The following is a 21,223-nucleotide window of genomic DNA, read 5'->3' as shown; positions in this document are numbered from 1 at the left end:
AAAGCGTGGTGAAAATCACACCAAGTAATGAACTAATTGTATTAAGTGGTTCTAAAACAGTGGCTACTTTTGATAGAGTAGTGAGATTAGCCAAATTAACCTAACTTAGTGACAGCGTGTTTATAGCTAGTTGACTAAGAAAGCTGAGAGCGAAAAATGCAGGAATTGCGATTTGTACTCATTATTGTTGGCGCATTAGCTATCGCCGCATTATTGTTCCATGGTCTATGGACGAGTAAGAAAGAAGGGAAAGCAAAGTTTGGAGATAAGCCGCTTGGTAAGCTTGATAACGACAGCTTAGATGAAGCTGAAACGATCCCAAACCGTTCATTCGCTCCTGAGGATGATTTTGAGATAATCCGAAAAGAGCGTAAAGAACCGGATTTTGCTGTCTCACCGTCTGCAACTGATCCGCTGATTGACTCAGATCCATTGTCAGCGCCACAGCAAAAAGAAGCTCACGAAGACGAAATAGAATTGAATGATCTTCCTTCTTTCAGTGTTGAAGACCCGATCGAAGTTAAAGGTGAACTTGAACAGGTTGAGGAAGAGAAGGTTGTTGAACCTGAAGTTCCTAACTTTGAATTGACTGACGAGCAAAAACAAAATCACGCAGGCTTTAAAGAGCAGTACGGTTCGTTTGAAGAAGCCTCTGATACGGTCGCTGATCCACTACTTTCTAGCGAAGGCTTAACGCCAAGCGAACCATTTATTGGGAAAGAAGTGGTTGCAGCACAAAGTGTTACTTCGGTTGAAGAAACTAAGTTAGATAAAGATGCTAACTTAGCAGAAGAAGCTCAGTTGGGTGACGAAGTTAATTTAGTTAACGAAAGTAAGTTAGATGAAAAAGCTCATTCAGATGAAGATCTTGGCCTTGAAGTCATTGTTCTTAATGTTCACTGTGCTGGGGAGATCCCATTTGTGGGTACTGAACTTTTCCGTAGCATGGAGAACAACGGCCTAGCTTATGGTGAAATGTCGATTTATCACTGCTTTGCACAAGCGAGCGATGAGCCAAAAGTTATTTTCAGCGTAGCAAATATGATGCAGCCAGGAACACTAGAACATGACGACCCTGCTGACTTTACCACCAAAGGTATTTCGTTCTTTATGACGCTGCCTTGTTATGGTCAAGCTGATCAAAACTTCAATTTGATGCTGAGTGCTGCACAGAAAATTGCCGACGATATGGGCGGAAACGTATTGGATGAGTCACGTAACTTAATGACGCCAAACCGTTTGTCTGACTACCGCAAGCAAATCCGAGACTTTATGACGGCAGCTAACGCCTAGCCGTATTGTTTAGCCTTGTAAATAATCTATATTTATAGAAAAGGGCTCCTAAGGGAGCCCTTTTTGATATTTCAATCACGACAGAGAATGATATGAAAGAATCGATTCAAGTTACCTTAGAGCAGTTAAGAGAAACTCTGCACTATCATGCCGTTCGTTATTACGTAGAAGATAGCCCTGAGATCCCTGATGTCGAGTACGATCGATTGATGCAACAACTGCTAAAGATCGAAGAAGAGAACCCAGAACTTGTGACGGTAGATTCGCCGAGTCAGCGTGTCGGCGGTCAGCCTCTAGACGGCTTCACTCAAGTGACCCATGAGATCCCGATGCTTTCTTTAGATAATGCTTTCTCTGATGACGATTTAGATGCGTTCAATAAGCGCATGTCTGATCGATCGCCAACAGCGAACCTAAAGATCTTCTGTTGTGAACCTAAGCTTGATGGTTTGGCGGTGAGCCTACTCTATGTAAAAGGCACCTTAGTACAGGCAGCGACGCGTGGTGATGGTGCGACTGGCGAAAATATTACCGAAAACGTGCGTACGATCAGCTCGATTCCGCTTAAGTTACAAGGTGAAGGCTGGCCAGAACGTATTGAAGTACGTGGCGAAGTGTTTATGCCAAAAGCGGGCTTCGACAAATTGAATGAGATGGCATTGAAGAAGGGTGAGAAGGTCTTTGTGAATCCACGTAATGCCGCCGCAGGTAGCTTACGTCAGCTTGATTCTCGTATTACAGCAAAACGCCCCTTGGCTTTCTACGCATACAGTGTCGGTGTTGTACAAGGCGCTGAGCTTTCAAATAGCCACTATCAACGATTCCTGCAGCTGAAAGCTTGGGGCTTGCCTATGTGCCCAGAGACAAAGCAGCTAAGTTCTCTTGAAGATGTAAAAGCCTATTACCAAGATATCATGACTCGTCGTGACACCTTGGCTTATGAAATTGATGGGGTGGTGATTAAGGTTGATGACATTGCCGCACAAGAAACTCTAGGTTTTGTTGCACGTGCACCTCGCTGGGCTATTGCTTATAAGTTCCCAGCTCAAGAAGAAATTACTCTGCTCAATGATGTTGAGTTTCAGGTTGGTCGTACAGGCGCTATTACGCCGGTTGCTAAGCTTGAACCTATTTTTGTTGGCGGCGTGACGGTGAGTAATGCAACCCTGCACAACGCTGATGAGATCGCTCGTTTAGGTGTGAAGGTCGGAGATAGCGTGATTATCCGCCGCGCTGGTGACGTCATTCCACAAATTGTAGCTGTTGTACAAGATCGTCGTCCTGAGACGGCTAAAGACATTGTGTTCCCGGACGCCTGCCCTGTATGTAATTCTGCAGTGGAGCGCGTAGAGGGCGAAGCTGTAGCGCGTTGTACTGGCGGTTTAGTGTGTCAGGCGCAGCGTAAAGAGGCACTTAAGCACTTTGTGTCTAGAAAGGCGCTGGATGTCGATGGCCTTGGCGTAAAGGTGATAGAACAGCTTGTGGATCGCGAAATGGTCGAAACGCCAGCGGACCTGTTTAAGTTGAGCGCGGGCGTGATTACGGTTCTTGATCGTATGGGACCTAAATCGGCACAGAATGTAGTGAGTGCGCTTAACAAAGCGAAAGACACGACATTGGCACGCTTCCTTTATTCTTTAGGAATTCGAGAAGTCGGTGAAGCGACGGCTATGAACTTAGCTCAGCACTTTAAAACGCTAGAGTTGGTTCAAGCTGCAACTCATGAGCAGTTGGTTGAAGTGTCAGATATTGGTGACATCGTAGCAAGTCACCTCACGAGCTTCTTCTCACAAGAGAAAAACAGAGCAGTAGTCGACCAACTTATCGAGCTTGGAGTTAACTGGCCTGCAATTGAAGCTGTTGCGGATGATCAAGAGCTACCGTTAGAAGGCAAAGTAGTTGTGTTGACTGGCTCACTTTCTAAATTAGGTCGCAGCGAAGCGAAAGCTGCTTTGCAAGCTTTAGGTGCAAAAGTAACCGGTAGCGTGTCTAAGAAAACGGATATCTTATTTGCTGGTGAAGCCGCTGGTTCTAAACTGACTAAAGCACAAGATTTAGGTATCGAAATAAGAACAGAAGAAGATCTAATAGCCCTTATTTCGTAAGTAAATACAGATAAAAAAAGCTCAAAGGCACTCCTTTCAAGGGAGTGCCTTTTTCGTTTCTGATATAAAAGTAATCACTTTTTAATTGTTGAGAAATTTGTTCCTATACGAACTATGAAATCAGGACAGTGATGACGCTCAACATTAATGAAATGTTGTTATAGTTGTTTGCTAAATGCGAGTGATATCAATTTTTAAGAGGCTGCTGCGTTAGTAAGTTTTTGTTTTTTAATGTTTTTACTCTTTGATCCCTCGGTTTTTTCAATTAGTAGATCTGGATCACTAAGTACATAATAAATTTGCACCAACTCATATTTTTTTAGATGAAAATTAAGTTCTCATTGATCTTTTTTGGGGTGAAGTTAGTCTTATTGGCATGGATGCACATTGTGTATAACCAGAAAGGAAATCGAGAATTCGGTGTTTCAGGGTTCTCAAACAAGAAAAGGTATTTCTCTCTACGGCGGCCAACTTTAGGCGGGAAATATTCAAACAGCTATATCCATTTTTAGGAGTTTTATTCCATGGAAAACAAAATTTTCAAACGTACTTTACTTGGTGCTGCAGTTGCGATGATTTCAAGTGGTGCATTCGCATCTGAATCTTCTCAAGTTGGTGTTATCTCAGATTTTAACGTTCAGGCTTACGGTGTAGCAGCAATCTCTGTTGTTAACTACGATTCAGAAAAAACTAAAAACGGCGTAAAAACTGATACAGGTACGGGATACGATTACGAGAATGAATCTCGAATTGGTTTCCGTGCAAGTAAAGACATGTTCGAGAACGTGAACGTATTCATGCAAATTGAATCTGGTTACGTTGGTGAAAACGGTGACGGTGCGACACTAGGTAATCGTGATACGTTCTTAGGCCTGCAAGGTGACTGGGGTAAAGTACGTTTTGGTCGTATGCTGACGCCAATGTATGAAGTAATTGACTGGCCTTATGCTAACCCAGGTTTGGGCGCAGTATGGGACTGGGGCGGCGATGTTAAATACAACCGTGACCGTCATGGTGATATGGCTCGATACGATTCTGCTGACTTGAATGGTTTTACATTCAACCTAGCAACAGGTCGTGGTGACTCAAGTGTTAAAGATAACTACTTCTACGGCGCGGCTGCTCACTACCGTTTAGCTGATACGGTTACTTTCCACGCTGCTGTTGAATCAGAATCAGATCGTCAACTAACAGCTGCAACAGCTGGAACTGCTGCTGGTACATGTTTAGTTGCTACAGGTTGTGATGGTGTAAACTTTGGCGGCGCAACTCCTGCAGTTGCTGCAACTTCTGCTGAAATGGCTGATACATTTGGTTATCTAATCGGTTTTGAAGCGTCACTTCCAGCAGGTTTCGGTATTTCTGCAGCCTACAAAGCGGGTGAGTCAGATGTTCAAGGCGGCGCTAAATCAGAACAGGCTTCATACTCTGTAATCGGTCAGTACTGGAACGGCCCTTGGGGCTTCAAACTAGGCTACGCGGCTAACCTAGAGTCTGAAACTGATGGTGTTAAAAACGCTGATGAAGATAGCGTAATCTCAGGTCAGCTAATGTACGTTCATAACGGCTTTGTTCCTTACATCCGTATTGCACAGCGTGATATCAAAGCTGACGATAAAGGTTCTATTGCTAACACAGATACGTTCGTTACACGTATTGGTTTAGAGTACGGCTTCTAATTGAAACCATGCTTTAAGTAAAGAGATGCGCTGGCTTGTTAGTCGGCGCATATTCATTTCTGGTCCAGCCTAAGAAAGAAAAGGCATCGAAATAATATTATGGGGAAACCCTCGAGGTAGTTAATATGAAAAAAATAGTTTTAGCATCGATTCCTTTATTCTTAATTGGATGTACAACATTAGATTCTAATAGTGATTTTACAGATTCCGTTAAAAGAATAGAGAGTAAGCAAAATTATCAAATCGTCGTTGGTGAGTCGTTGTCTCCTGATGTGCTTGAAGTCAGACAAGGTCAGCTAGTTAACTCGTCTTTAGAGCTAAATTACGTTACCCCAAACAGTACTGTAACGGTACCTGATTCATACATAACGATGGAGCTTCAGTACTTTAAAAATTACAACGAGTATCGCTCTGTCTTAGTTCAAGGTTCTGAAGGTAAAGTGCCATTAAAACCTTATGCGGCTTCAGCTGAAACATGCAGCGATATATGTACTCAAACACAGTATGTGAAATTTCCTGTATCTAATGAAATCTTCAACGAAGCACCTTTTAAAGATCTAATTTTTGATGTCCAGGTTTCAAATGCGAACAGCATTTCGTTTTCTATTCCTGCTGGCTATATCGAAGCAATCGTAAATACGGGTGATAAAAACGCAACAGCTAAGCCAGTGATAGTAGCAGCACCTGTAGCCGCAGCCGCACCTGTAGCTGCAGTTCCCGCGCTTCAGCAAGAGCCGGTAAGCCAAGCTCAAGAGATGTCAAAATATTGGTTTGAACAAATTCCGACGGAACAAAGAGACTCTGTTATTAACTGGTCTGTAGCAAATCGAAATGGTGTTGTTGATTCTTTAGGTGATAATGTCAAAGAGATTGAAATGTTCGAATATTGGTTTAACAAAGCTTCCAAAGAAGAACGTAAAGCGATAATCAAACAATTAATCGAGTTTTAAAGGAAAGGAGCCTAGGCTCCTTTTTTGTTAGTGTAGAACCTTACCATTACTATGCTTGCATATAACGATAGGCATATATTCTACAACACTACTTCCTAAGTCACATTTTATGATCGGCCCAGATGCAGTGCTTCCTACATTTTGGGCGGATACAGAGAAGCTTAAAATTAAGCTAAAAATTAACGCTAGATAACATTTCATAATGACACCTCACTAAAAATCTCTTCAAACAAGAGATATTCATTAGTATGTGAGGTATTTCTCAAAAATCAAAAAAATCAAAAAATTTCCTATGAAAAATAACCAATGCCTATTTTGCTATTTCAATCAGTAACTTGTTGATAGTTGGTGTTTGGGTTTGTTGGAAAATCTAAGCTACTCTCATCATTTGATGTAAAATAGCCATAAACAGCAGACTTTATTTTCGAATATTATATTGCTTCAATGTTTTTGTTTCGGTAGTTAGCATTCCTAGATGTTTGAATAATGGTCTTAGGTTTCTAAATAGTTTTTATGCGATATTTACTTGAGTAATATTATGAACATAAGCGAAGTTGCAAGCCTCACGCAGTTATCACCTAAGTCTATTCGTTTGTATGAAGACAAAGGGGTGATATCTGCACCGTTACGTTCTGAAAATGGTTATCGGTCTTATGGTGAGAAGCAGATCAAGGAACTCGGAATCGTAGCGAAAGCGAGAAGCGCTGGTTTTTCGCTTGATGAGTGTCGTGCGCTTGTTGAATTAGCCGACAACCCATGTCGAGAAAGTGCCGATGTTAAAGCAAAAGCGCTAAGTAAATTGGAAGAAGTGAATAAAAAAATTGAAGACTTATTGATCATTCAGAAGACATTGAAAGAGTGGGTTGAACAATGCCCTGGTGACTCAAATAGCCATTGCCCAATTATCGATTCACTTGTAGAGAAAAAGCCATAAGTTGGTTACTTATGGCTTTGAAGGAGGGTTTTCTTGATTATTGTTTAGTAGGGCTTATAGTGAGAACAATGCCATCGACAGCAGTAATCACGACTTCCTCTCCCGCATCAATATCATGTGTACTCATCGCAGACCATGAGCTATCCCCTAGCTTTATCCTGCAGTTACCTTTTTGTACCGGCTCTAAGAGGCGAGTCTTTCTTCCAATCAGTTGCTTCTCTCGCTGATTAAGGTCTCGAGTAGAGTCAGATTGCTTGTCACTAGATAGCTGTCTTCTCCACCACAGCCAAGTGGTGATAAGCGAGAAGCTCGCAAAGGATAGCCATTGCATCTGCCAACCGATTGGTAGTGCGCCTAATAGGGCCCCGACTAGCATGGCAGATATGCCTATCCATAAAAAGTAACCAGCGGTTCCAATTAGCTCAAGTGCTAACAATGCTAGACCAAACGCTAACCAATGCCAGTAGTTTACTTGTTCGAGTAATTCGACCATAAGTTAGTCCTTACTACCCTTGTCATTCTTATGTGCAAACATCTCTGCAATACCCGCAACAGAACCCATTAGTCCAGTCGCTTCGAGCGGTAGCATAATGATCTTACCGTTTTCTGCTTGGCCAATAGACTTCAGTGCGTCGGTGTAACCTTGTGCAATAAAGTAATTGACTGCTTGCATGTCACCTTGAGCAATCGCTGTTGATACCATTTCTGTCGCTTTAGCCTCAGCTTCGGCTGCCCGTTCACGAGCTTCAGCTTGAAGTATCGCGGCTTGCTTTTGGCCTTCTGCTTTTAAGATCTCTGATTGCTTGTGACCTTCTGCTTTCAATATCTCAGCTTGTCGTACACCCTCTGCCTCTAGGATATCTGCACGTTTGTTACGCTCGGCTTTCATCTGAGCATTCATCGCAGCGGTAAGGTCTGCTGGTGGCTGTACGTCTTTGATTTCGATACGTGTAACTTTGACACCCCAAGGGTTTGTCGCTTCATCAACGATATTCAATAATTTGGTGTTAATCATGTCTCGCTGGCTGAGCATTTCATCCAGTTCCATCGAGCCCAGTACAGTACGGATATTGGTGAGAGTTAAATTACGAATCGCGTGCTCAAGATCATTCACCTCATAAGCCGCTTTAGGCGCGTCGATCACTTGAACGAAACACACCGCATCAATAACCACATTTGCATTATCTTTGGAGATGACTTCTTGTGCCGGGATGTCGAGAACACGTTCCATCATACTGATGCGTTGTCCGATTTTATCGATAAATGGAATGATCAGGTTCAGACCTGGTTGGAGGGTTTGTGTATAACGGCCGAAGCGTTCTACGGTCCAGTTATTGCCTTGCGGAACCGTTTTTACTCCGGCGAAAATAAACAATATTGCGACGGCAGTAAAGACGCCGATAGTAATCAATGTATCAATAGCCATACAAAATCCTTTGCAAGTTTAAGTTTTTGATAGTTCAGTATTGATACTGGCTCATATTTAAATTCTGAGCAAATTTATAAATGAGAAATGGGCCATAAAATATTGATTTCATGGCCCATTTTACATTCTATTATTCGATAAACTAATTGATTGAATTGTCAATTTTCGATGAGATATACGATGCTTATCTTTAGTGCTTTTAGGGTTTAGTTAGTAGAGCAGAGAGTACAGCTGTCGGCGGTACTTACTGGCAACTGGGTTACCTTGTCCAAGCGCACTTAAGATATCCATGAATTCTTTTTTCATATCACCATTGCAAGCATTTAGATCTTTTGCAAGGAAAGACCACAACAGTTCCATCGCTTCTTCGTTGCGATTCACTTGGTGATATTGCAATGCTAATTCAGATGCTGTCTTAGCGTCATTTGGGTCTTGCTGAAGAGCGGTTTCTAATGCTTGTATTTCAGGGCTGTCTGCTGCTTGCTTGTGAAGCTCAAGCTTTGCGACTAAGCCTTTATAGTAATTATCTTGGTACTCTAGAGGAATGGTGGCTAGCTGAGTTTCAGCTAGATCAAACTGTTGCGTTTCTAGTAAACATTCTGCGATTGCCAGTTTTACCTCGCCTTTGCTCGTCAACTCTATTGGCAATTGTTGCATTGCTGCGAGCGCTTGTGCGTGCTCGCCTGCTTGCATTTGCTCGAGAGCCTGACGCAGTGCGAACTCGTCTTGGCTAGGAAGGTGTTTTCCTAACATTTCAACAATCGCTTCTATGCTTTGTGGGCCACCCAAACCATCAACAGGCTGACCGTTAACAAACAGTGCAATAGTAGGGAGTGCTTGTACGCCAAATTGGCTAGCAATTGCCTGCTCTTGTTCACAATTCAACAGAGCTAAAGTAAAAGCGCCGTTGTATTGCTGAGTTAATGTTTGCAGTTCAGGGATCACCTGAGCACTTTCTTGGCTCATTGGTGCCCAAAAGTGGATGAGTACAGGCGTCTGCATTGAGGTTTCTAATACTTGACGAAAGTTCTGCTCATTAAGTTCAACAATATGCGGAGATTGCATTTACGTTCCTTGAGGTGTGTTTTGTGGGTACGTTGCAAATATGGGGGGAGATGCTGGTAACTTCAAGATCTAACTTGGTTATCTCAAATAAAAAGAGCCAAAATAGAAAACGCTATGCTTCAATGTTGATAGGTAATTATCTCAACAGGGAAGGCATAGCGTTATCATTAAGGTGTTCAGTGAGGCATAGCGTAAGATACTCAAAACAGAATAAACAACGTAATCGCCAGACTCACACCGACCCAATTAAGGCGGTTTAAAGTCATGAAATATCCAGATTAGGTTCATCAATTGGGAATAATTGATGAGATAGGACAATCATGACATCTTATTGTTACGGAAAAATTACATCGTTACATTAAAGTTTGCGACTGTTGATACAAAGTTAGTAATTTATGCTGCTTTTCTCAAAATAGGGTCTAGCAAGCGACTCGGTAGAATTCTTTTCAATACCGCGAACACTTTAGTTGGAGTCGTCACTCGGTATCTTAGCTTTGGTTTCTGTGCGGTGAGTGCGTGATAAACTGGCTCAACACAACTTTCAGGCGGAAGAACAAAGGCGTTGTTCGATGACTCTTTTTCGAGTCGGTCTTTTTGTTGTTGATAAGCTTCTTGATGAGCGCTGCCAGCAATGGTGATCCATTTATTGAAAGCTTTCAGGGCATTATTTCTAAATTGGGTCTCTATTGGACCTGGCTGCAATAACGAGATATGAATGCCACTACCATGCAGTTCTAAACGTAACGTATCTGTCCAGCCTTCTAGCGCGAACTTTGAAGCGTTGTAAGCGCCACGATATTTCATGGCCGCAAAGCCTAATACGGAACTGTTTTGTACGATTCGACCTTCGCCGCGTTCGCGCATGTGCGGAAGTATCTGACAAACAAGATGATGCCAGCCAAAGAAGTTGGTTTCGAATTGCTCTCTGAGACCTTGGGTTGGTAAGTCTTCTAGCGCGCCAGCTTGACCATAAGCGCCGTTATTGAATAAACCATATAATCCGTTAGGCGCTAGCTCAATAGCAAGTTGTGCAGCTTGTTCAATGCTTTCTTGGTTAGAAAGGTCGAGCTGTATGCAGCTCAGTCCCTCATCTTGCAGACGCTGTACATCTTGCGGATGACGACACGATGCAATGACGTGGAAACCACGCTTTTGTAGTGCATGCGCACATGTATAGCCAATACCCGTTGAGCAACCGGTGATCAGAATCGACTTGTTCACGCTTAATCCTTCATTAGAGTCTTTATCGCTCTAGGGTAAAGAATTAATCTTGATGTTGTAACAAGTTTTTTAAGGCTGGTTCTATTCTTGAGTAACTAAAGATAAATCCCATTTCAGTGAGTTTCTTTGGTTTGGAACGAATGCTGTCAAAGAGCAGACAAGAAGATTCACCCATCAGAAGCGACATTGCCCATTTCGGAGTGAATAAGAAATGAGGTCGGCGTAGTTGCTTGGCGAGTGTACTGCTGAACAGTTTGTTGGTGACAGGGTGCGGGGCACACATATTAAATTCCCCTTGAGCGTGAGGAGTTGACAATAAGTGGTTGATGGCTCTCACCATATCAAGCATGTGAATCCAAGGCATGTACTGTTCGCCTGAACCAAGTGGTCCGCCTACTCCGAGTTTGTAGGGCATTAGCATCTTCTTCAACGCACCGCCATTTTCACCTAACACAATCCCCGTTCTTAGTAGTATCACACGCGTCTCATCGGATTGGGCTCTCTTGGCTATATCTTCCCAGTGCGCGCAGACTTTGTGAGGAAAACTTTCGTCTTCTACTTGTAGTGATTCATCAAATGGGTGTTGTTGTTGATCGCCATAGTAACCGACGGCTGAGCCGCTAATAAAAGCGTGTGGTGGGTTGCTACTGGCATGAATTAATTCGACCAGCTTTTCAGTGATGTGCCAGCGGCTGTTACAGATCCTCTCTTTTTGCTCTGTACTCCAACGCTTATCGGCAATCGGTTCACCCGCGAGGTTGACCACCACATCAAAGTCATTGAGATCACTGAGCTCATCAAGAGATTGAATGTAATGAAGGTTATTCTGGTTCAGGTGATTTAGGTTTTGCTTCGCTTTTTCGGGGCTCCGTGTCAACAATGTCACATCGTCAGTATTCCAACTTTTGACCAATTCAGAACCAATAAATCCCGTACCACCAGTTAACAATATCTTCATACCAATCTCCCTATTAAACATAATTATAGACATGGCTTGTTTTTGAACGCCAATCAATACGAAAAAATCACTATAACGATCAGTTGGTTTCAATTGTGTGATACCCAAATTACGCCGTATCAATTTACGAAAGAATGAAATTAAATTCATCAGGTTAGGATGTATACCGCTATCACACTTATGCAATTTACTCCGATATGTTACCAACTGCGTAATATTTGTCACATAAGGAATGATAAGGATTTGCCATGATTATTAGTAATTAATAACCAGACACAATTTCAATGACTAGGAGTTGCGATGACGGCAGTGCTTGCTTTGTTTCGAGCCATGTTAGTTAGCCTAAGGGATCTCTTGCCGATCGTGGCGGTGATTGCTTTCTTCCAGCTTGCTGTTTTGCAAGAACCACTCCCTCATCTGTTGTCTATTCTAACTGGCTTAGTGCTGGTGGTTTTTGGACTGACTTTTTTTATCTTTGGCCTTGAAATGGGTCTGTTCCCAATCGGCGAGTCGATGGCTCAAGCTTTTGCTCGTAAGGGGAGCGTGTTTTGGTTATTGACCTTCGCTTTCTGTTTAGGGTTTGGTACCACCATTGCGGAACCCGCATTAACCGCAGTGGCCGCCGAAGCAGCAGAAGTGGCCGCTGAAGGTGGTGTTATTCCCAACTCTCTAGACGAAATGGAACAGTACGCCGATGGCTTGCGTTTCACCGTAGCATTGTCGGTGGGGATCGCCATCTTACTTGGGGTGCTGCGAATCTTAAAAGGTTGGCCAATTCAGTACATGATCATCGGAGGTTATATTGGAGTGGTGGTGCTCACTGCATTTGCCCCTGAAAACATCATTGGGATTGCGTACGACTCTGGCGGAGTGACTACATCGACCATTACCGTTCCGTTAGTGACCGCATTGGGAGTGGGTTTAGCCTCTGCGATTAAAGGGAGAAATCCGATGATTGATGGCTTTGGATTGATCGCCTTTGCTTCACTGCTGCCGATGATGTTTGTCATGGTCTACGGGATGGTGGTGACATGATCAGTGCTCAGCAATTTATCGACACCTTTCTTGGTACTGTCATGGATGTGATTCCGATTGCGGTGATCATCTTCGGTTTCCAATTAGCGGTGCTGCGCAAGCCAGTTAATAACTTAGGCAAAGTGCTGATAGGTTTCTTTTACGTCATTCTTGGGTTGTCGCTCTTTTTGATGGGGTTAGAGCTCGCGCTGTTTCCTTTAGGGGAGACTATGGCAATGCAACTCACCGAACCAAGTTTTTTGACTGAGTTCAAGGTCAGTTCAGGCCTTGCCTTAGTTTGGTTTGATTATTACTGGGTTTACATTTTCGCGTTTTGTATTGGTTTCAGTACCACGATAGCCGAGCCTTCTTTGATCGCCGTTGCTATTAAGGCAAACCAAGTTTCCGGTGGCAGTATCAGTGTTAACGGGCTGAGGATCGCTGTGGCGTTAGGCGTAGCGATTGGCATATCGCTAGGTAGTTATCGCATCGTGGCTGGCGACCCTATCCATTACTACATCATTGTTGGTTATGTCATTGTGGTGATTCAGACCTTTTATGCTCCCAAATTGATTATTCCGTTAGCTTACGATTCTGGTGGGGTGACGACATCAACGGTGACGGTACCTTTAGTGACGGCACTTGGGTTGGGACTCGCGTCAACGGTGCCAGGAAGAAATCCGGTAATTGATGGCTTTGGGTTGATTGCTTTCGCGAGCTTATTTCCAATTATATCCGTGATGGGGTATGCCCAAATAACGCAATGGCTAAACCGATCACAATCCTCTAAGGAGAGCAAAGATGCGCTTTAAACTTATCTTAGCGTTTGTAGAAGAGAGCAAGACCGATATCGTGCTCGACGCCGCGCGTGATGCGGGTGCAACAGGGGCAACCGTGATTAACAATGCCAGAGGGCAGGGGCTAAACCAAAAGCGCACCTTCTTTGGGTTAACGTTAGAGGTGCAAAAAGATGTGCTGCTGTTTGTCGTCGAGGAGCACCTAGCTAGGCATATTCTAGAAACTATCGGTGAAGTCGGGGAGTTTGACCAAGAGTCAGGGCAAGGGATAGCAGTGCAGATCGATGTCGAAGATGCAGTCGGGGTCGCGCACCAAGTTGAAACATTAACTAAGGTTGTGGAGGACGAGTTATGAGTGGCAGTGAAAAAATCCGAGTAAGCGATGTAATGGCTAATACGTATGTGATTATCGATGGGCTAACCACTGTGTTGGAAGCGATAGAGATGGCTAAGAAGCATAAAGTGAAAGCCATCATTGTCGATAAGCGCCACGAAGATGACGAATACGGCATCGTATTGATGAATGATATTGCTAAGAAAGTACTGGCTAAGAACCGTTCTCCGAAGCGAACCAATGTTTATGAGATCATGACCAAGCCAGCGCTAAGCGTGTCTGCCGATATGAATGTGAAGTACTGTGCACGCTTGTTTGAGCGTTTTGGTATCAGTCGTGCCCCTGTGGTCAGTGACCATAAAATAGTCGGTATGGTTAGTTACAATAATATCGTGATCAACGGTATGGCGAGAGATGACGTGTAGCTCTTAGATACGTACAATAGGCTCATAAATTTTATGGAGAAGTACGTGTGAAATTATTTTTTGCTTCAGACCTACACGGTTCGTTGCCAGCAACAGAAAAGGTATTAGAACTCTACCAAGCGTCTGGTGCGCAATATTTAGTGCTATTGGGTGACATTCTGAATCATGGTCCAAGAAACCCGATCCCTGAAGGATACAATCCGCCGGCGGTTGCAGAGAAGTTGAATGCGTTTTCTCAAGAGATCATTGCTGTTCGTGGTAACTGCGATAGCGAAGTGGATCAGATGTTGTTGTCTTTTCCAATGATGATGGATTACTCGTGGGTACTATTAGAATCAGGCCAACGTATTTTTCTAACTCATGGTCATTTGTACAACACCAATAAACGCCCCGAGCTAAAGGCGGGTGATATTATTGCCCATGGCCATACCCATATTCCTGTTGCTGAATACCAAGATGACATCTTTATCTTTAATCCTAGCTCGGTGACATTCCCACGAGATGGCCACGCAGCGAGCTATGGCATCTATGAAAATAATATCTTTAAAGTCATTAGCCTTGAAGGTGATGTTCTCGTGAGTGGCGAGCTTTAAATAAACTCAATCGGCGGCGTTAGAAAAGGCTCACTTTGAGTCTACGTGGCCGAGGTCTCTGTCTGGAGCAATGATGTTTCGTACTCTTTGCTTCAGAACTTTAGCCTCAGGAAAACCGTCGTCCGCTTTTCTTTCCCAAATCTGTATTCCATTACAAAAAACCTCAAATCGACCTCCGGTATCAGGGTGTAAACTCACTTGCTCTATCTCTTCACTGAAAGTATGCAGTAACTCTTGGCATAACCAACTAGAACGAAGCATCCAATTGCATTGACGACAATAGTGTATTGCGATGGTTGCCTTGGTGATTGATGCACTTACCGAGCTTGGTTCTGTATTCATAGATACCCCTAAAAATTCTAAAACAGTAGTTTGATGTCAACAGTTAATAAAAAAGGGGCATCATGCCCCTTTCTATTGGTATATCGTTTAATGATATACAGTAAATCACTGTTGAGTTTTAGCTTAATCTGATTTTAGTTTGAGACAGTATTAGTTTGAGAATAACACCGTAGAACCATGATTTAGGCTAGTGAGCAGCAGTGCTTTCTGATTAATAATATCAATGCGTCGGCTTTGTTCTGCATCCATTTTAATCACTTGAGTGATCAGCTCGAGTTGCTCCTCTGAAAAGTCTTGTCGCTCAGCAGAAGTGACATCTTTAAACTCCGTTGGTGAAATCAGTAAGTAATTATCGTTAATATCCCACTGACCGGTTTCGGAAATATTGATGACGTTTGCGGGTGCAGTCTGAGTGCCATACAGTTTAACTACAGCCATTCTCAGATACGTACCGTTTGGCAAATACTTCGCATTCGATGATAGCTCAACCTTACGCAGTGGCCCGATTGAATCCTCTTGCTTGATATCGCTAATCAGAGTCACCATTTTCGATTGCCATTCGTGTTGCGTAAGCAAGCGTTCTATCTTTGCATCGCTACCCCAGTATAACCAGCCGCTCAAGAAAGCAGAGATAACCAGTAAAATAATGGATAATTTTAATTTCATGTTACTGACCACCGTTACAAATGTCGTGTACATCCGACTGGTTTGCGTAAATTCTTAGAGTTACATTCTCGCTCGAGTAATCTTGAGGGTGAATATAGTTTAGAGCTAGATTGTTACCTTGTCCGCCTGTTGCAATCACCTCAGTTGGCTTTAGCATGCCAGTGTGGCTGGTGTTGTAACGCAATACACATTTCTCTATCGCTGGCAGCCAACTAGTCAGAGTTGGATGGTTGATTGGGGTTTGAACTTTGACACCATTAACCTCTGCTAATGTTCGAAACTCTGACTCTGCTGGGTTCTTTAACGTTAAAACGAGTATTGGCATAATGAAAGCGACAAGTAACATTCCAAACGTTAACCATTTATTCGAACTTTCATCTTTAGGTTTAACCTGATTGGTTACTGGCTCGACTTCGACATGATTTTCTTGAGCCTTTGCAGTTGGCTCTGGATCAATAGTTTCAGTGATGACCTCATCAGCTAATGTGGTATTAGCAAATGTTAAAATAGGCTCTATGTCACTTTCTGCAATTTCAGCTGTTGTTGGCTGATCGTTTGATGATAGTGGTGCTGAGCGCTCAACAGTCGCGATAAATTGATAACCACGTTTAGGAACGGTTTTTACAAATGCTGGAGATTTGGTTGAGTCTTTTAGCATTTTTCTGAGTGTCGATACCGCTTGCGTTAAGCTGGAGTCGTCCACCTCAAAGCCTTGGTCTCGCCAAACATATTCGTGTAATTCGTTACGAGTGATAACTTCATTGGGTCTTTCTGACAGCATCAGGAGAATGCGGCTTTCATTGCTGCCAAGACGTACGACTTCACCGTCGCTCATCTGATCAACAAGTGAGTTGCTATTTGGGTCAAATACGAACCGCTGTGCGAGAATAAACTTTGTGCCGATATTGCTCATTGAACTCTTCTATTTTGGATGATTTGGGGTGCGAAATAGACAAATCTCAGGTGAAGTTCTGTTAATTCTTCACCAAATCATGGCTTCTTTTATGTTCTTTTATATTTATAACACTCAAGGATAATAAAAACAGATCAAAAAAACAGTGTTTTTATGCTTTTTGACCTTGAATTTACATTTGTCATCCTCATGTTAATGAACATAAGAGAGGCATAATGTGCAACGCCCCTATGATTATTCAACATAAAGTATAGATGTTTTGGAGTAAAAATGAGCGAAACGGCAACGCAAAATAAAGAGACTCGTGGCTTTCAATCTGAAGTAAAACAACTACTTCACCTAATGATTCACTCACTGTATTCAAATAAAGAAATCTTCCTACGTGAGCTGATCTCTAACGCATCTGACGCGGCTGATAAGCTTCGTTTTCAAGCGCTATCAAATGGCGACCTTTACCAAGGCGATGCTGATTTAGGTGTGAAACTTTCGTTTAACGCTGAAGCAAATACTTTAACGATCTCTGATAACGGCATAGGTATGAGCCGCGACAACGTTATTGAGCATTTAGGTACTATTGCTAAGTCAGGCACAGCTGACTTTTTCTCAAAGCTGTCTGAAGACCAAAGCAAAGACTCTCAGCTTATTGGCCAATTTGGTGTTGGTTTCTATTCTGCATTTATCGTTGCAGACGCAGTGACTGTTCGCACTCGAGCTGCTGGACTTGCTAATGACCAAGCCGTGCAATGGCACTCTGCGGGTGAAGGTGATTACACCATTGAAGACATCACGAAAGAATCTCGTGGTACAGACATCATTCTTCATATGCGTGAAGACGGCAAAGAGTTCTTAAATGAATGGCGTCTACGTGAAGTGATTGGTAAGTATTCTGATCACATCGGTATTCCTGTCTCTATCTTCACAGCGGTGAAAGATGACGAAGGTAAAGACACCGAAGAGAAGCATTGGGAGCAAATTAACAAGGCTCAAGCGCTTTGGACTCGTAACAAGTCTGATATCGAGAAAGAAGAGTACCAAGAGTTTTACAAGCACGTATCTCACGACTTTGCTGATCCACTAACCTGGAGCCACAACAAAGTTGAAGGTAAGAACGACTACACAAGCCTACTTTACATCCCAGCTAAAGCACCTTGGGATATGATGAATCGTGACCATAAGAGCGGCCTTAAGCTTTATGTACAGCGCGTATTCATCATGGATGATGCAGAGCAGTTCATGCCATCTTACATGCGTTTCGTTCGCGGCTTGATTGATTCAAACGATTTACCACTGAACGTGTCTCGTGAAATCCTGCAAGATAATAAGGTAACTCAGTCTCTTCGTGGCGCATGTACCAAGCGTGTACTCACTATGCTTGAGCGCATGGCGAAGAATGACAACGACAAGTACTTGGAGTTTTGGAAAGAGTTCGGCCTAGTACTGAAAGAAGGCCCTGCTGAAGACATGGCGAACAAAGAAAAAATCGCAGGTCTACTTCGTTTCTCATCAACGGAAGAGGATTCTGTTGAGCAAACCATCAGCCTCGCTTCTTACGTTGAACGTATGAAAGAAGGCCAAGACAAGATTTATTACCTAACGGCAGACAGCTATGCCGCGGCTAAGAACAGCCCACACTTGGAGCAGTTCAAAGCAAAAGGCATTGAAGTGGTTCTAATGTACGATCGTATCGATGAGTATGTGATGAATTACCTAACTGACTTCGACGGTAAGCAGTTCCAGTCGATCACAAAAGCAGGCTTAGATCTAAGCAAGTTTGAAGGTGAAGAAGAGAAAGAGAAGCAAAAAGAGACGGAAGAAGAGTTCAAGTCTGTTGTTGATCGCACTCAAGCTTACCTTGGTGATCGTGTTAAAGAGGTTCGCACGACATTCAAGTTAGCAACTACACCTGCTGTTGTTGTGACCGATGATTTCGAGATGGGCACTCAAATGGCTAAGCTTCTTGAAGCTGCGGGTCAAGCTGCACCTGAAGTTAAGTACATCTTTGAGATTAACCCTGAGCACGCACTTGTGAAACAGATGGCTGATGAAGCGGACGAACAAGCGTTTGGCCGTTGGGTTGAGCTACTACTTGGTCAAGCTATGCTGGCTGAAAAGGGCTCAATGGAAGATCCGTCACAATTCTTAGGTGCAATCAACGAACTACTGACAAAACGTTAGTCTTTCGACTTTGGGCTAAGCTCATAATTATAATTAAAAGCTCGCTAATGCGGGCTTTTTTTATGAACGTCGCTTAACTTCATCGAAATGTCGCTAAAGTTGCTAACAAGACGAACGCAAACGCTGTCGATACATTCTTTAGTCTTAATTTAAGCAAAATTGAATATTAATGTGATAGAATGCTCGACCTAATCAGCTGGTACTATGAACCTATCATCTCCAGTTGTATGATTTTTAAACGTTATACCGAAACTTACCGTTTTGCTTCTGTTTACAGTTGTGCTTAGCCTCAGTTGTTACCTAATCTCTCTTGTTCGACTTAAATTGAACCAGAAAGGCGGGATAGTGAGCTTCGGTATAAATCATAATTTTTATAAGAGGATTAAACATGCGCATCATTCTTCTAGGTGCTCCTGGCGCGGGTAAAGGTACTCAAGCTAACTTCATCATGAACAAATTTGGTATCCCTCAAATTTCAACTGGTGACATGCTACGTGCTGCTATCAAAGCGGGTACTGAGCTTGGTAAGCAAGCAAAATCAGTAATCGACGCTGGTCAGCTAGTTTCTGATGAAATTATCCTTGGTCTAATCAAAGAGCGTATCGCTCAAGATGACTGTGAGAAAGGTTTCCTACTAGACGGTTTCCCACGCACAATCCCTCAAGCTGATGGCCTAAAAGAAATGGGTATCGCAGTAGACTACGTTGTTGAATTCGACGTAGCTGACGATGTGATTGTTGAGCGTATGGCTGGTCGTCGTGCTCACCTTCCTTCTGGCCGTACATACCACAATGTGTACAACCCGCCTAAGGAAGAAGGTAAAGATGACATCACTGGCGAAGAGCTAGTGGTTCGTGATGACGACAAAGAAGAAACAGTTCGTGCACGTCTAGGTGTATACCACGATCAAACAGCTCCGCTTATCTCTTACTACGGTAAAGAAGCTGAAGCAGGTAACACTAAGTACCTTAAGTTCGACGGTACTAAGCAAGTTGCTGAAGTTAGTGCAGAACTTGAGAAAGCACTAGCATAATTGGCTAACAGCCAGTTTTAGAATTTGATATATTGGAAGCGACCTTAAGGTCGCTTTTTTTGTTTCAATTTTTAGTCATATACCAATCTAGATAAACTCGATTGTGCACTGTTTCCGTGGTACGGCTTAGATTCGCGCGGCTAACGATCAATGTGATGTTGTGATCACCTAGGTTAAGAACGATTATTCTTAAATTTAGTAGCACAACAATGATCTTAAACTTATGTAGATTAGTATATTACGTTCCAGAAAATCACATATTGGTCTCAGGTATCTATGGAAAATAATAAAAAGCAGGGCGTTTTACTGGTGAACTTAGGAACACCAGACTCAGCGACCCCAGCTGGCGTTCGTCGATTTTTGAGTGAATTCTTACACGACAAGCGAGTCGTAAACTTAACGCGTTGGTTGTGGTGTCCTATTTTACATGGGGTGATCTTACCGATTAGAGCGCCGAAAGTGGCTAAGCTGTATCAGTCTGTTTGGATGGATGAAGGCTCACCACTGCTTGTGTACTCTCAAAGACAAGCCGAAAAGCTCCAGAAAAAATTACAGATACCCGTAGCGCTGGGTATGACCTATGGTAACCCAAGCCTTAAAACGGGCGTTGAGCAATTAATGGGTCAGGGCGTTGAAGACATCATCGTATTGCCTTTATATCCTCAATACTCAGGCACAACCACAGCGGCCGTATCTGATGGCTTAACCAAGGCCTTTAAGCAGATGCCAGTGATTCCGAGCTATCGCTTTATTCGCGACTACTACGCGCACCCAAGCTACGCAAAAGCATTGGCTGAAAGCGTGCGTAGCCATTGGGATAAAAATGGTAGAGCCGATCATTTAGTTTGTTCTTTCCACGGTATTCCGAAACGATTGGCTGATGAAGGCGACATCTACCCACAGCATTGTGAAGCGACAACAAAGCTCCTTGCTGCTGAGTTAGGCTTATCAGCGGACGATATCACCATGACATACCAATCTCGATTTGGTCGAGAAGAGTGGTTGAAGCCATACACTGACGAGACACTTGAATCATTGCCAAGCAAAGGCATCAAAAAAATCGATATTATGGCGCCTGCATTTTCTGTGGATTGTTTAGAAACGTTAGAAGAGATTTCGGATCAGTGTAAAGAGACCTTCATTGACGCTGGTGGCTCAGACTTTAGCTACATTACGTGTCTGAATGATAGAGACTCGCACATCGATATGATGGCGGAGTTAGTGGCGCTGTATCGTTAAATACGACTTCGCCTAAACTGTCATGCACATCTAAAAATAACAAAAGGGCTGCTCATTGAGC

At 43.1% G+C, this 21,223-nt stretch carries 21 protein-coding genes; 13 read left to right on the top strand and 8 right to left on the bottom strand.

What is annotated here, in order from left to right:
- Window positions 1-156 precede the first annotated feature (156 nt).
- The 5 genes from zipA to cueR all read left to right on the top strand — a co-directional run bounded on the left by zipA (window position 157) and on the right by cueR (window position 6,961).
- Window positions 157-1,293, top strand: coding sequence for a cell division protein ZipA (gene zipA, locus AB4232_RS18400; RefSeq protein ID WP_372087704.1), 1,137 nt, complete (start codon window positions 157-159; stop codon window positions 1,291-1,293).
- Window positions 1,294-1,385: 92 nt separating this feature from the next.
- On the top strand, window positions 1,386-3,398 hold the full coding sequence (gene ligA, locus AB4232_RS18395) for an NAD-dependent DNA ligase LigA (protein ID WP_371727523.1): 2,013 nt from the start codon (window positions 1,386-1,388) through the stop codon (window positions 3,396-3,398).
- A 524-nt stretch (window positions 3,399-3,922) separates the two neighbouring features.
- Window positions 3,923-5,077: a porin gene (locus AB4232_RS18390; protein ID WP_009847358.1), complete on the top strand. Its 1,155-nt coding sequence runs from the start codon at window positions 3,923-3,925 to the stop codon at window positions 5,075-5,077.
- A gap of 125 nt (window positions 5,078-5,202) precedes the next feature.
- Window positions 5,203-6,027 carry a DUF2057 domain-containing protein gene (locus AB4232_RS18385; RefSeq protein ID WP_065679049.1) on the top strand — a complete coding sequence of 275 codons (825 nt, stop codon included), beginning with the start codon at window positions 5,203-5,205 and terminating at the stop codon, window positions 6,025-6,027.
- A gap of 538 nt (window positions 6,028-6,565) precedes the next feature.
- Complete coding sequence (gene cueR / locus AB4232_RS18380; protein ID WP_009847356.1) at window positions 6,566-6,961, top strand: Cu(I)-responsive transcriptional regulator; 396 nt, start codon at window positions 6,566-6,568, stop codon at window positions 6,959-6,961.
- Window positions 6,962-6,998: 37 nt separating this feature from the next.
- Here cueR and AB4232_RS18375 read toward each other — a convergent pair whose 3' ends face one another.
- The 5 genes from AB4232_RS18375 to AB4232_RS18355 form a co-directional block, all read right to left on the bottom strand.
- A complete protein-coding gene (locus AB4232_RS18375) occupies window positions 6,999-7,454 on the bottom strand; it encodes an NfeD family protein (protein WP_009847355.1) in 456 nt (151 codons plus the stop codon).
- A gap of 3 nt (window positions 7,455-7,457) precedes the next feature.
- On the bottom strand, window positions 7,458-8,387 hold the full coding sequence (locus tag AB4232_RS18370) for an SPFH domain-containing protein (protein WP_009847354.1): 930 nt from the start codon (window positions 8,385-8,387) through the stop codon (window positions 7,458-7,460).
- A gap of 210 nt (window positions 8,388-8,597) precedes the next feature.
- Window positions 8,598-9,452, bottom strand: coding sequence for a co-chaperone YbbN (locus AB4232_RS18365; protein ID WP_372087703.1), 855 nt, complete (start codon window positions 9,450-9,452; stop codon window positions 8,598-8,600).
- Between the two features lie 393 nt (window positions 9,453-9,845).
- Complete coding sequence (locus AB4232_RS18360) at window positions 9,846-10,673, bottom strand: SDR family oxidoreductase (RefSeq protein WP_372087702.1); 828 nt, start codon at window positions 10,671-10,673, stop codon at window positions 9,846-9,848.
- 43 nt (window positions 10,674-10,716) lie between these two features.
- On the bottom strand, window positions 10,717-11,631 hold the full coding sequence (locus AB4232_RS18355) for a TIGR01777 family oxidoreductase (RefSeq protein WP_372087701.1): 915 nt from the start codon (window positions 11,629-11,631) through the stop codon (window positions 10,717-10,719).
- Window positions 11,632-11,931: 300 nt separating this feature from the next.
- On the opposite strand from AB4232_RS18355, the gene AB4232_RS18350 reads away from it, so the two are divergent.
- Genes AB4232_RS18350 through yfcE form a run of 5 tightly spaced genes read left to right on the top strand, consistent with a single transcriptional unit; the run spans window position 11,932 to window position 14,794 of the window.
- Entirely contained in the window at window positions 11,932-12,666 is a 735-nt protein-coding gene (locus AB4232_RS18350; protein ID WP_372087700.1) for a DUF1538 family protein, read from the top strand.
- Window positions 12,663-13,457 (top strand): DUF1538 domain-containing protein, encoded by a 795-nt coding sequence (locus tag AB4232_RS18345; protein WP_372087699.1) that lies wholly within the window; start codon window positions 12,663-12,665, stop codon window positions 13,455-13,457. The genes AB4232_RS18350 and AB4232_RS18345 overlap by 4 nt, the downstream gene beginning before the upstream one ends.
- Window positions 13,447-13,797, top strand: coding sequence for a P-II family nitrogen regulator (locus AB4232_RS18340; protein WP_009847348.1), 351 nt, complete (start codon window positions 13,447-13,449; stop codon window positions 13,795-13,797). Before AB4232_RS18345 ends, AB4232_RS18340 begins: the two co-directional genes overlap by 11 nt.
- Window positions 13,794-14,201, top strand: a complete 408-nt coding sequence (locus AB4232_RS18335; protein ID WP_009847347.1) for a CBS domain-containing protein — start codon at window positions 13,794-13,796, stop codon at window positions 14,199-14,201. Before AB4232_RS18340 ends, AB4232_RS18335 begins: the two co-directional genes overlap by 4 nt.
- A 47-nt stretch (window positions 14,202-14,248) precedes the next feature.
- A complete protein-coding gene (yfcE, locus tag AB4232_RS18330; protein WP_135445373.1) occupies window positions 14,249-14,794 on the top strand; it encodes a phosphodiesterase in 546 nt (181 codons plus the stop codon).
- Window positions 14,795-14,824: 30 nt separating this feature from the next.
- On the opposite strand, the gene AB4232_RS18325 is transcribed toward yfcE, so the two are convergent.
- From AB4232_RS18325 to AB4232_RS18315, 3 genes are all read right to left on the bottom strand, one after another.
- The gene (locus tag AB4232_RS18325; protein WP_017096855.1) at window positions 14,825-15,136 is read right to left on the bottom strand and encodes a SelT/SelW/SelH family protein; all 312 of its coding nucleotides are present in this window, start codon (window positions 15,134-15,136) and stop codon (window positions 14,825-14,827) included.
- 150 nt (window positions 15,137-15,286) lie between these two features.
- Complete coding sequence (locus AB4232_RS18320; protein ID WP_009847344.1) at window positions 15,287-15,802, bottom strand: regulatory protein ToxS; 516 nt, start codon at window positions 15,800-15,802, stop codon at window positions 15,287-15,289.
- A 1-nt stretch (window position 15,803) separates the two neighbouring features.
- Window positions 15,804-16,715, bottom strand: coding sequence for a transcriptional regulator (locus AB4232_RS18315; protein WP_135445371.1), 912 nt, complete (start codon window positions 16,713-16,715; stop codon window positions 15,804-15,806).
- A 270-nt stretch (window positions 16,716-16,985) separates the two neighbouring features.
- Between AB4232_RS18315 and htpG the strand changes: the two genes are divergently transcribed.
- The 3 genes from htpG to hemH all read left to right on the top strand — a co-directional run bounded on the left by htpG (window position 16,986) and on the right by hemH (window position 21,162).
- On the top strand, window positions 16,986-18,890 hold the full coding sequence (gene htpG, locus AB4232_RS18310; RefSeq protein ID WP_009847342.1) for a molecular chaperone HtpG: 1,905 nt from the start codon (window positions 16,986-16,988) through the stop codon (window positions 18,888-18,890).
- A gap of 388 nt (window positions 18,891-19,278) precedes the next feature.
- Window positions 19,279-19,923: an adenylate kinase gene (gene adk, locus AB4232_RS18305; protein ID WP_009847341.1), complete on the top strand. Its 645-nt coding sequence runs from the start codon at window positions 19,279-19,281 to the stop codon at window positions 19,921-19,923.
- 276 nt (window positions 19,924-20,199) lie between these two features.
- A complete protein-coding gene (gene hemH, locus AB4232_RS18300) occupies window positions 20,200-21,162 on the top strand; it encodes a ferrochelatase (protein ID WP_009847340.1) in 963 nt (320 codons plus the stop codon).
- Window positions 21,163-21,223 lie beyond the last annotated feature (61 nt).

The organism is Vibrio sp. 10N.286.46.A8 (genome assembly GCF_041470165.1).
Taxonomy (GTDB): domain Bacteria; phylum Pseudomonadota; class Gammaproteobacteria; order Enterobacterales; family Vibrionaceae; genus Vibrio; species Vibrio tasmaniensis_A.
Note: the sequence above shows the minus strand (reverse complement) of the source record. Positions and strands in the feature narration are given on the sequence as shown.

Bases quoted from the DNA above. Each gene is read 5' to 3' on its own strand.
- ligA (WP_371727523.1), top strand. From the start codon at position 1,386: ATGAAAGAATCGATTCAAGTTACCTTAGAGCAGTTAAGAGAAACTCTG.
- AB4232_RS18385 (WP_065679049.1), top strand. From the start codon at position 5,203: ATGAAAAAAATAGTTTTAGCATCGATTCCTTTATTCTTAATTGGATGT.
- htpG (WP_009847342.1), top strand. From the start codon at position 16,986: ATGAGCGAAACGGCAACGCAAAATAAAGAGACTCGTGGCTTTCAATCT.
- AB4232_RS18390 (WP_009847358.1), top strand. From the start codon at position 3,923: ATGGAAAACAAAATTTTCAAACGTACTTTACTTGGTGCTGCAGTTGCG.
- AB4232_RS18345 (WP_372087699.1), top strand. From the start codon at position 12,663: ATGATCAGTGCTCAGCAATTTATCGACACCTTTCTTGGTACTGTCATG.
- AB4232_RS18370 (WP_009847354.1), bottom strand. From the start codon at position 8,387: ATGGCTATTGATACATTGATTACTATCGGCGTCTTTACTGCCGTCGCA.
- AB4232_RS18320 (WP_009847344.1), bottom strand. From the start codon at position 15,802: ATGAAATTAAAATTATCCATTATTTTACTGGTTATCTCTGCTTTCTTG.
- AB4232_RS18340 (WP_009847348.1), top strand. From the start codon at position 13,447: ATGCGCTTTAAACTTATCTTAGCGTTTGTAGAAGAGAGCAAGACCGAT.
- AB4232_RS18355 (WP_372087701.1), bottom strand. From the start codon at position 11,631: ATGAAGATATTGTTAACTGGTGGTACGGGATTTATTGGTTCTGAATTG.
- cueR (WP_009847356.1), top strand. From the start codon at position 6,566: ATGAACATAAGCGAAGTTGCAAGCCTCACGCAGTTATCACCTAAGTCT.
- AB4232_RS18325 (WP_017096855.1), bottom strand. From the start codon at position 15,136: ATGAATACAGAACCAAGCTCGGTAAGTGCATCAATCACCAAGGCAACC.
- AB4232_RS18365 (WP_372087703.1), bottom strand. From the start codon at position 9,452: ATGCAATCTCCGCATATTGTTGAACTTAATGAGCAGAACTTTCGTCAA.
- AB4232_RS18375 (WP_009847355.1), bottom strand. From the start codon at position 7,454: ATGGTCGAATTACTCGAACAAGTAAACTACTGGCATTGGTTAGCGTTT.
- AB4232_RS18350 (WP_372087700.1), top strand. From the start codon at position 11,932: ATGACGGCAGTGCTTGCTTTGTTTCGAGCCATGTTAGTTAGCCTAAGG.
- zipA (WP_372087704.1), top strand. From the start codon at position 157: ATGCAGGAATTGCGATTTGTACTCATTATTGTTGGCGCATTAGCTATC.
- AB4232_RS18335 (WP_009847347.1), top strand. From the start codon at position 13,794: ATGAGTGGCAGTGAAAAAATCCGAGTAAGCGATGTAATGGCTAATACG.
- hemH (WP_009847340.1), top strand. From the start codon at position 20,200: ATGGAAAATAATAAAAAGCAGGGCGTTTTACTGGTGAACTTAGGAACA.
- adk (WP_009847341.1), top strand. From the start codon at position 19,279: ATGCGCATCATTCTTCTAGGTGCTCCTGGCGCGGGTAAAGGTACTCAA.
- AB4232_RS18315 (WP_135445371.1), bottom strand. From the start codon at position 16,715: ATGAGCAATATCGGCACAAAGTTTATTCTCGCACAGCGGTTCGTATTT.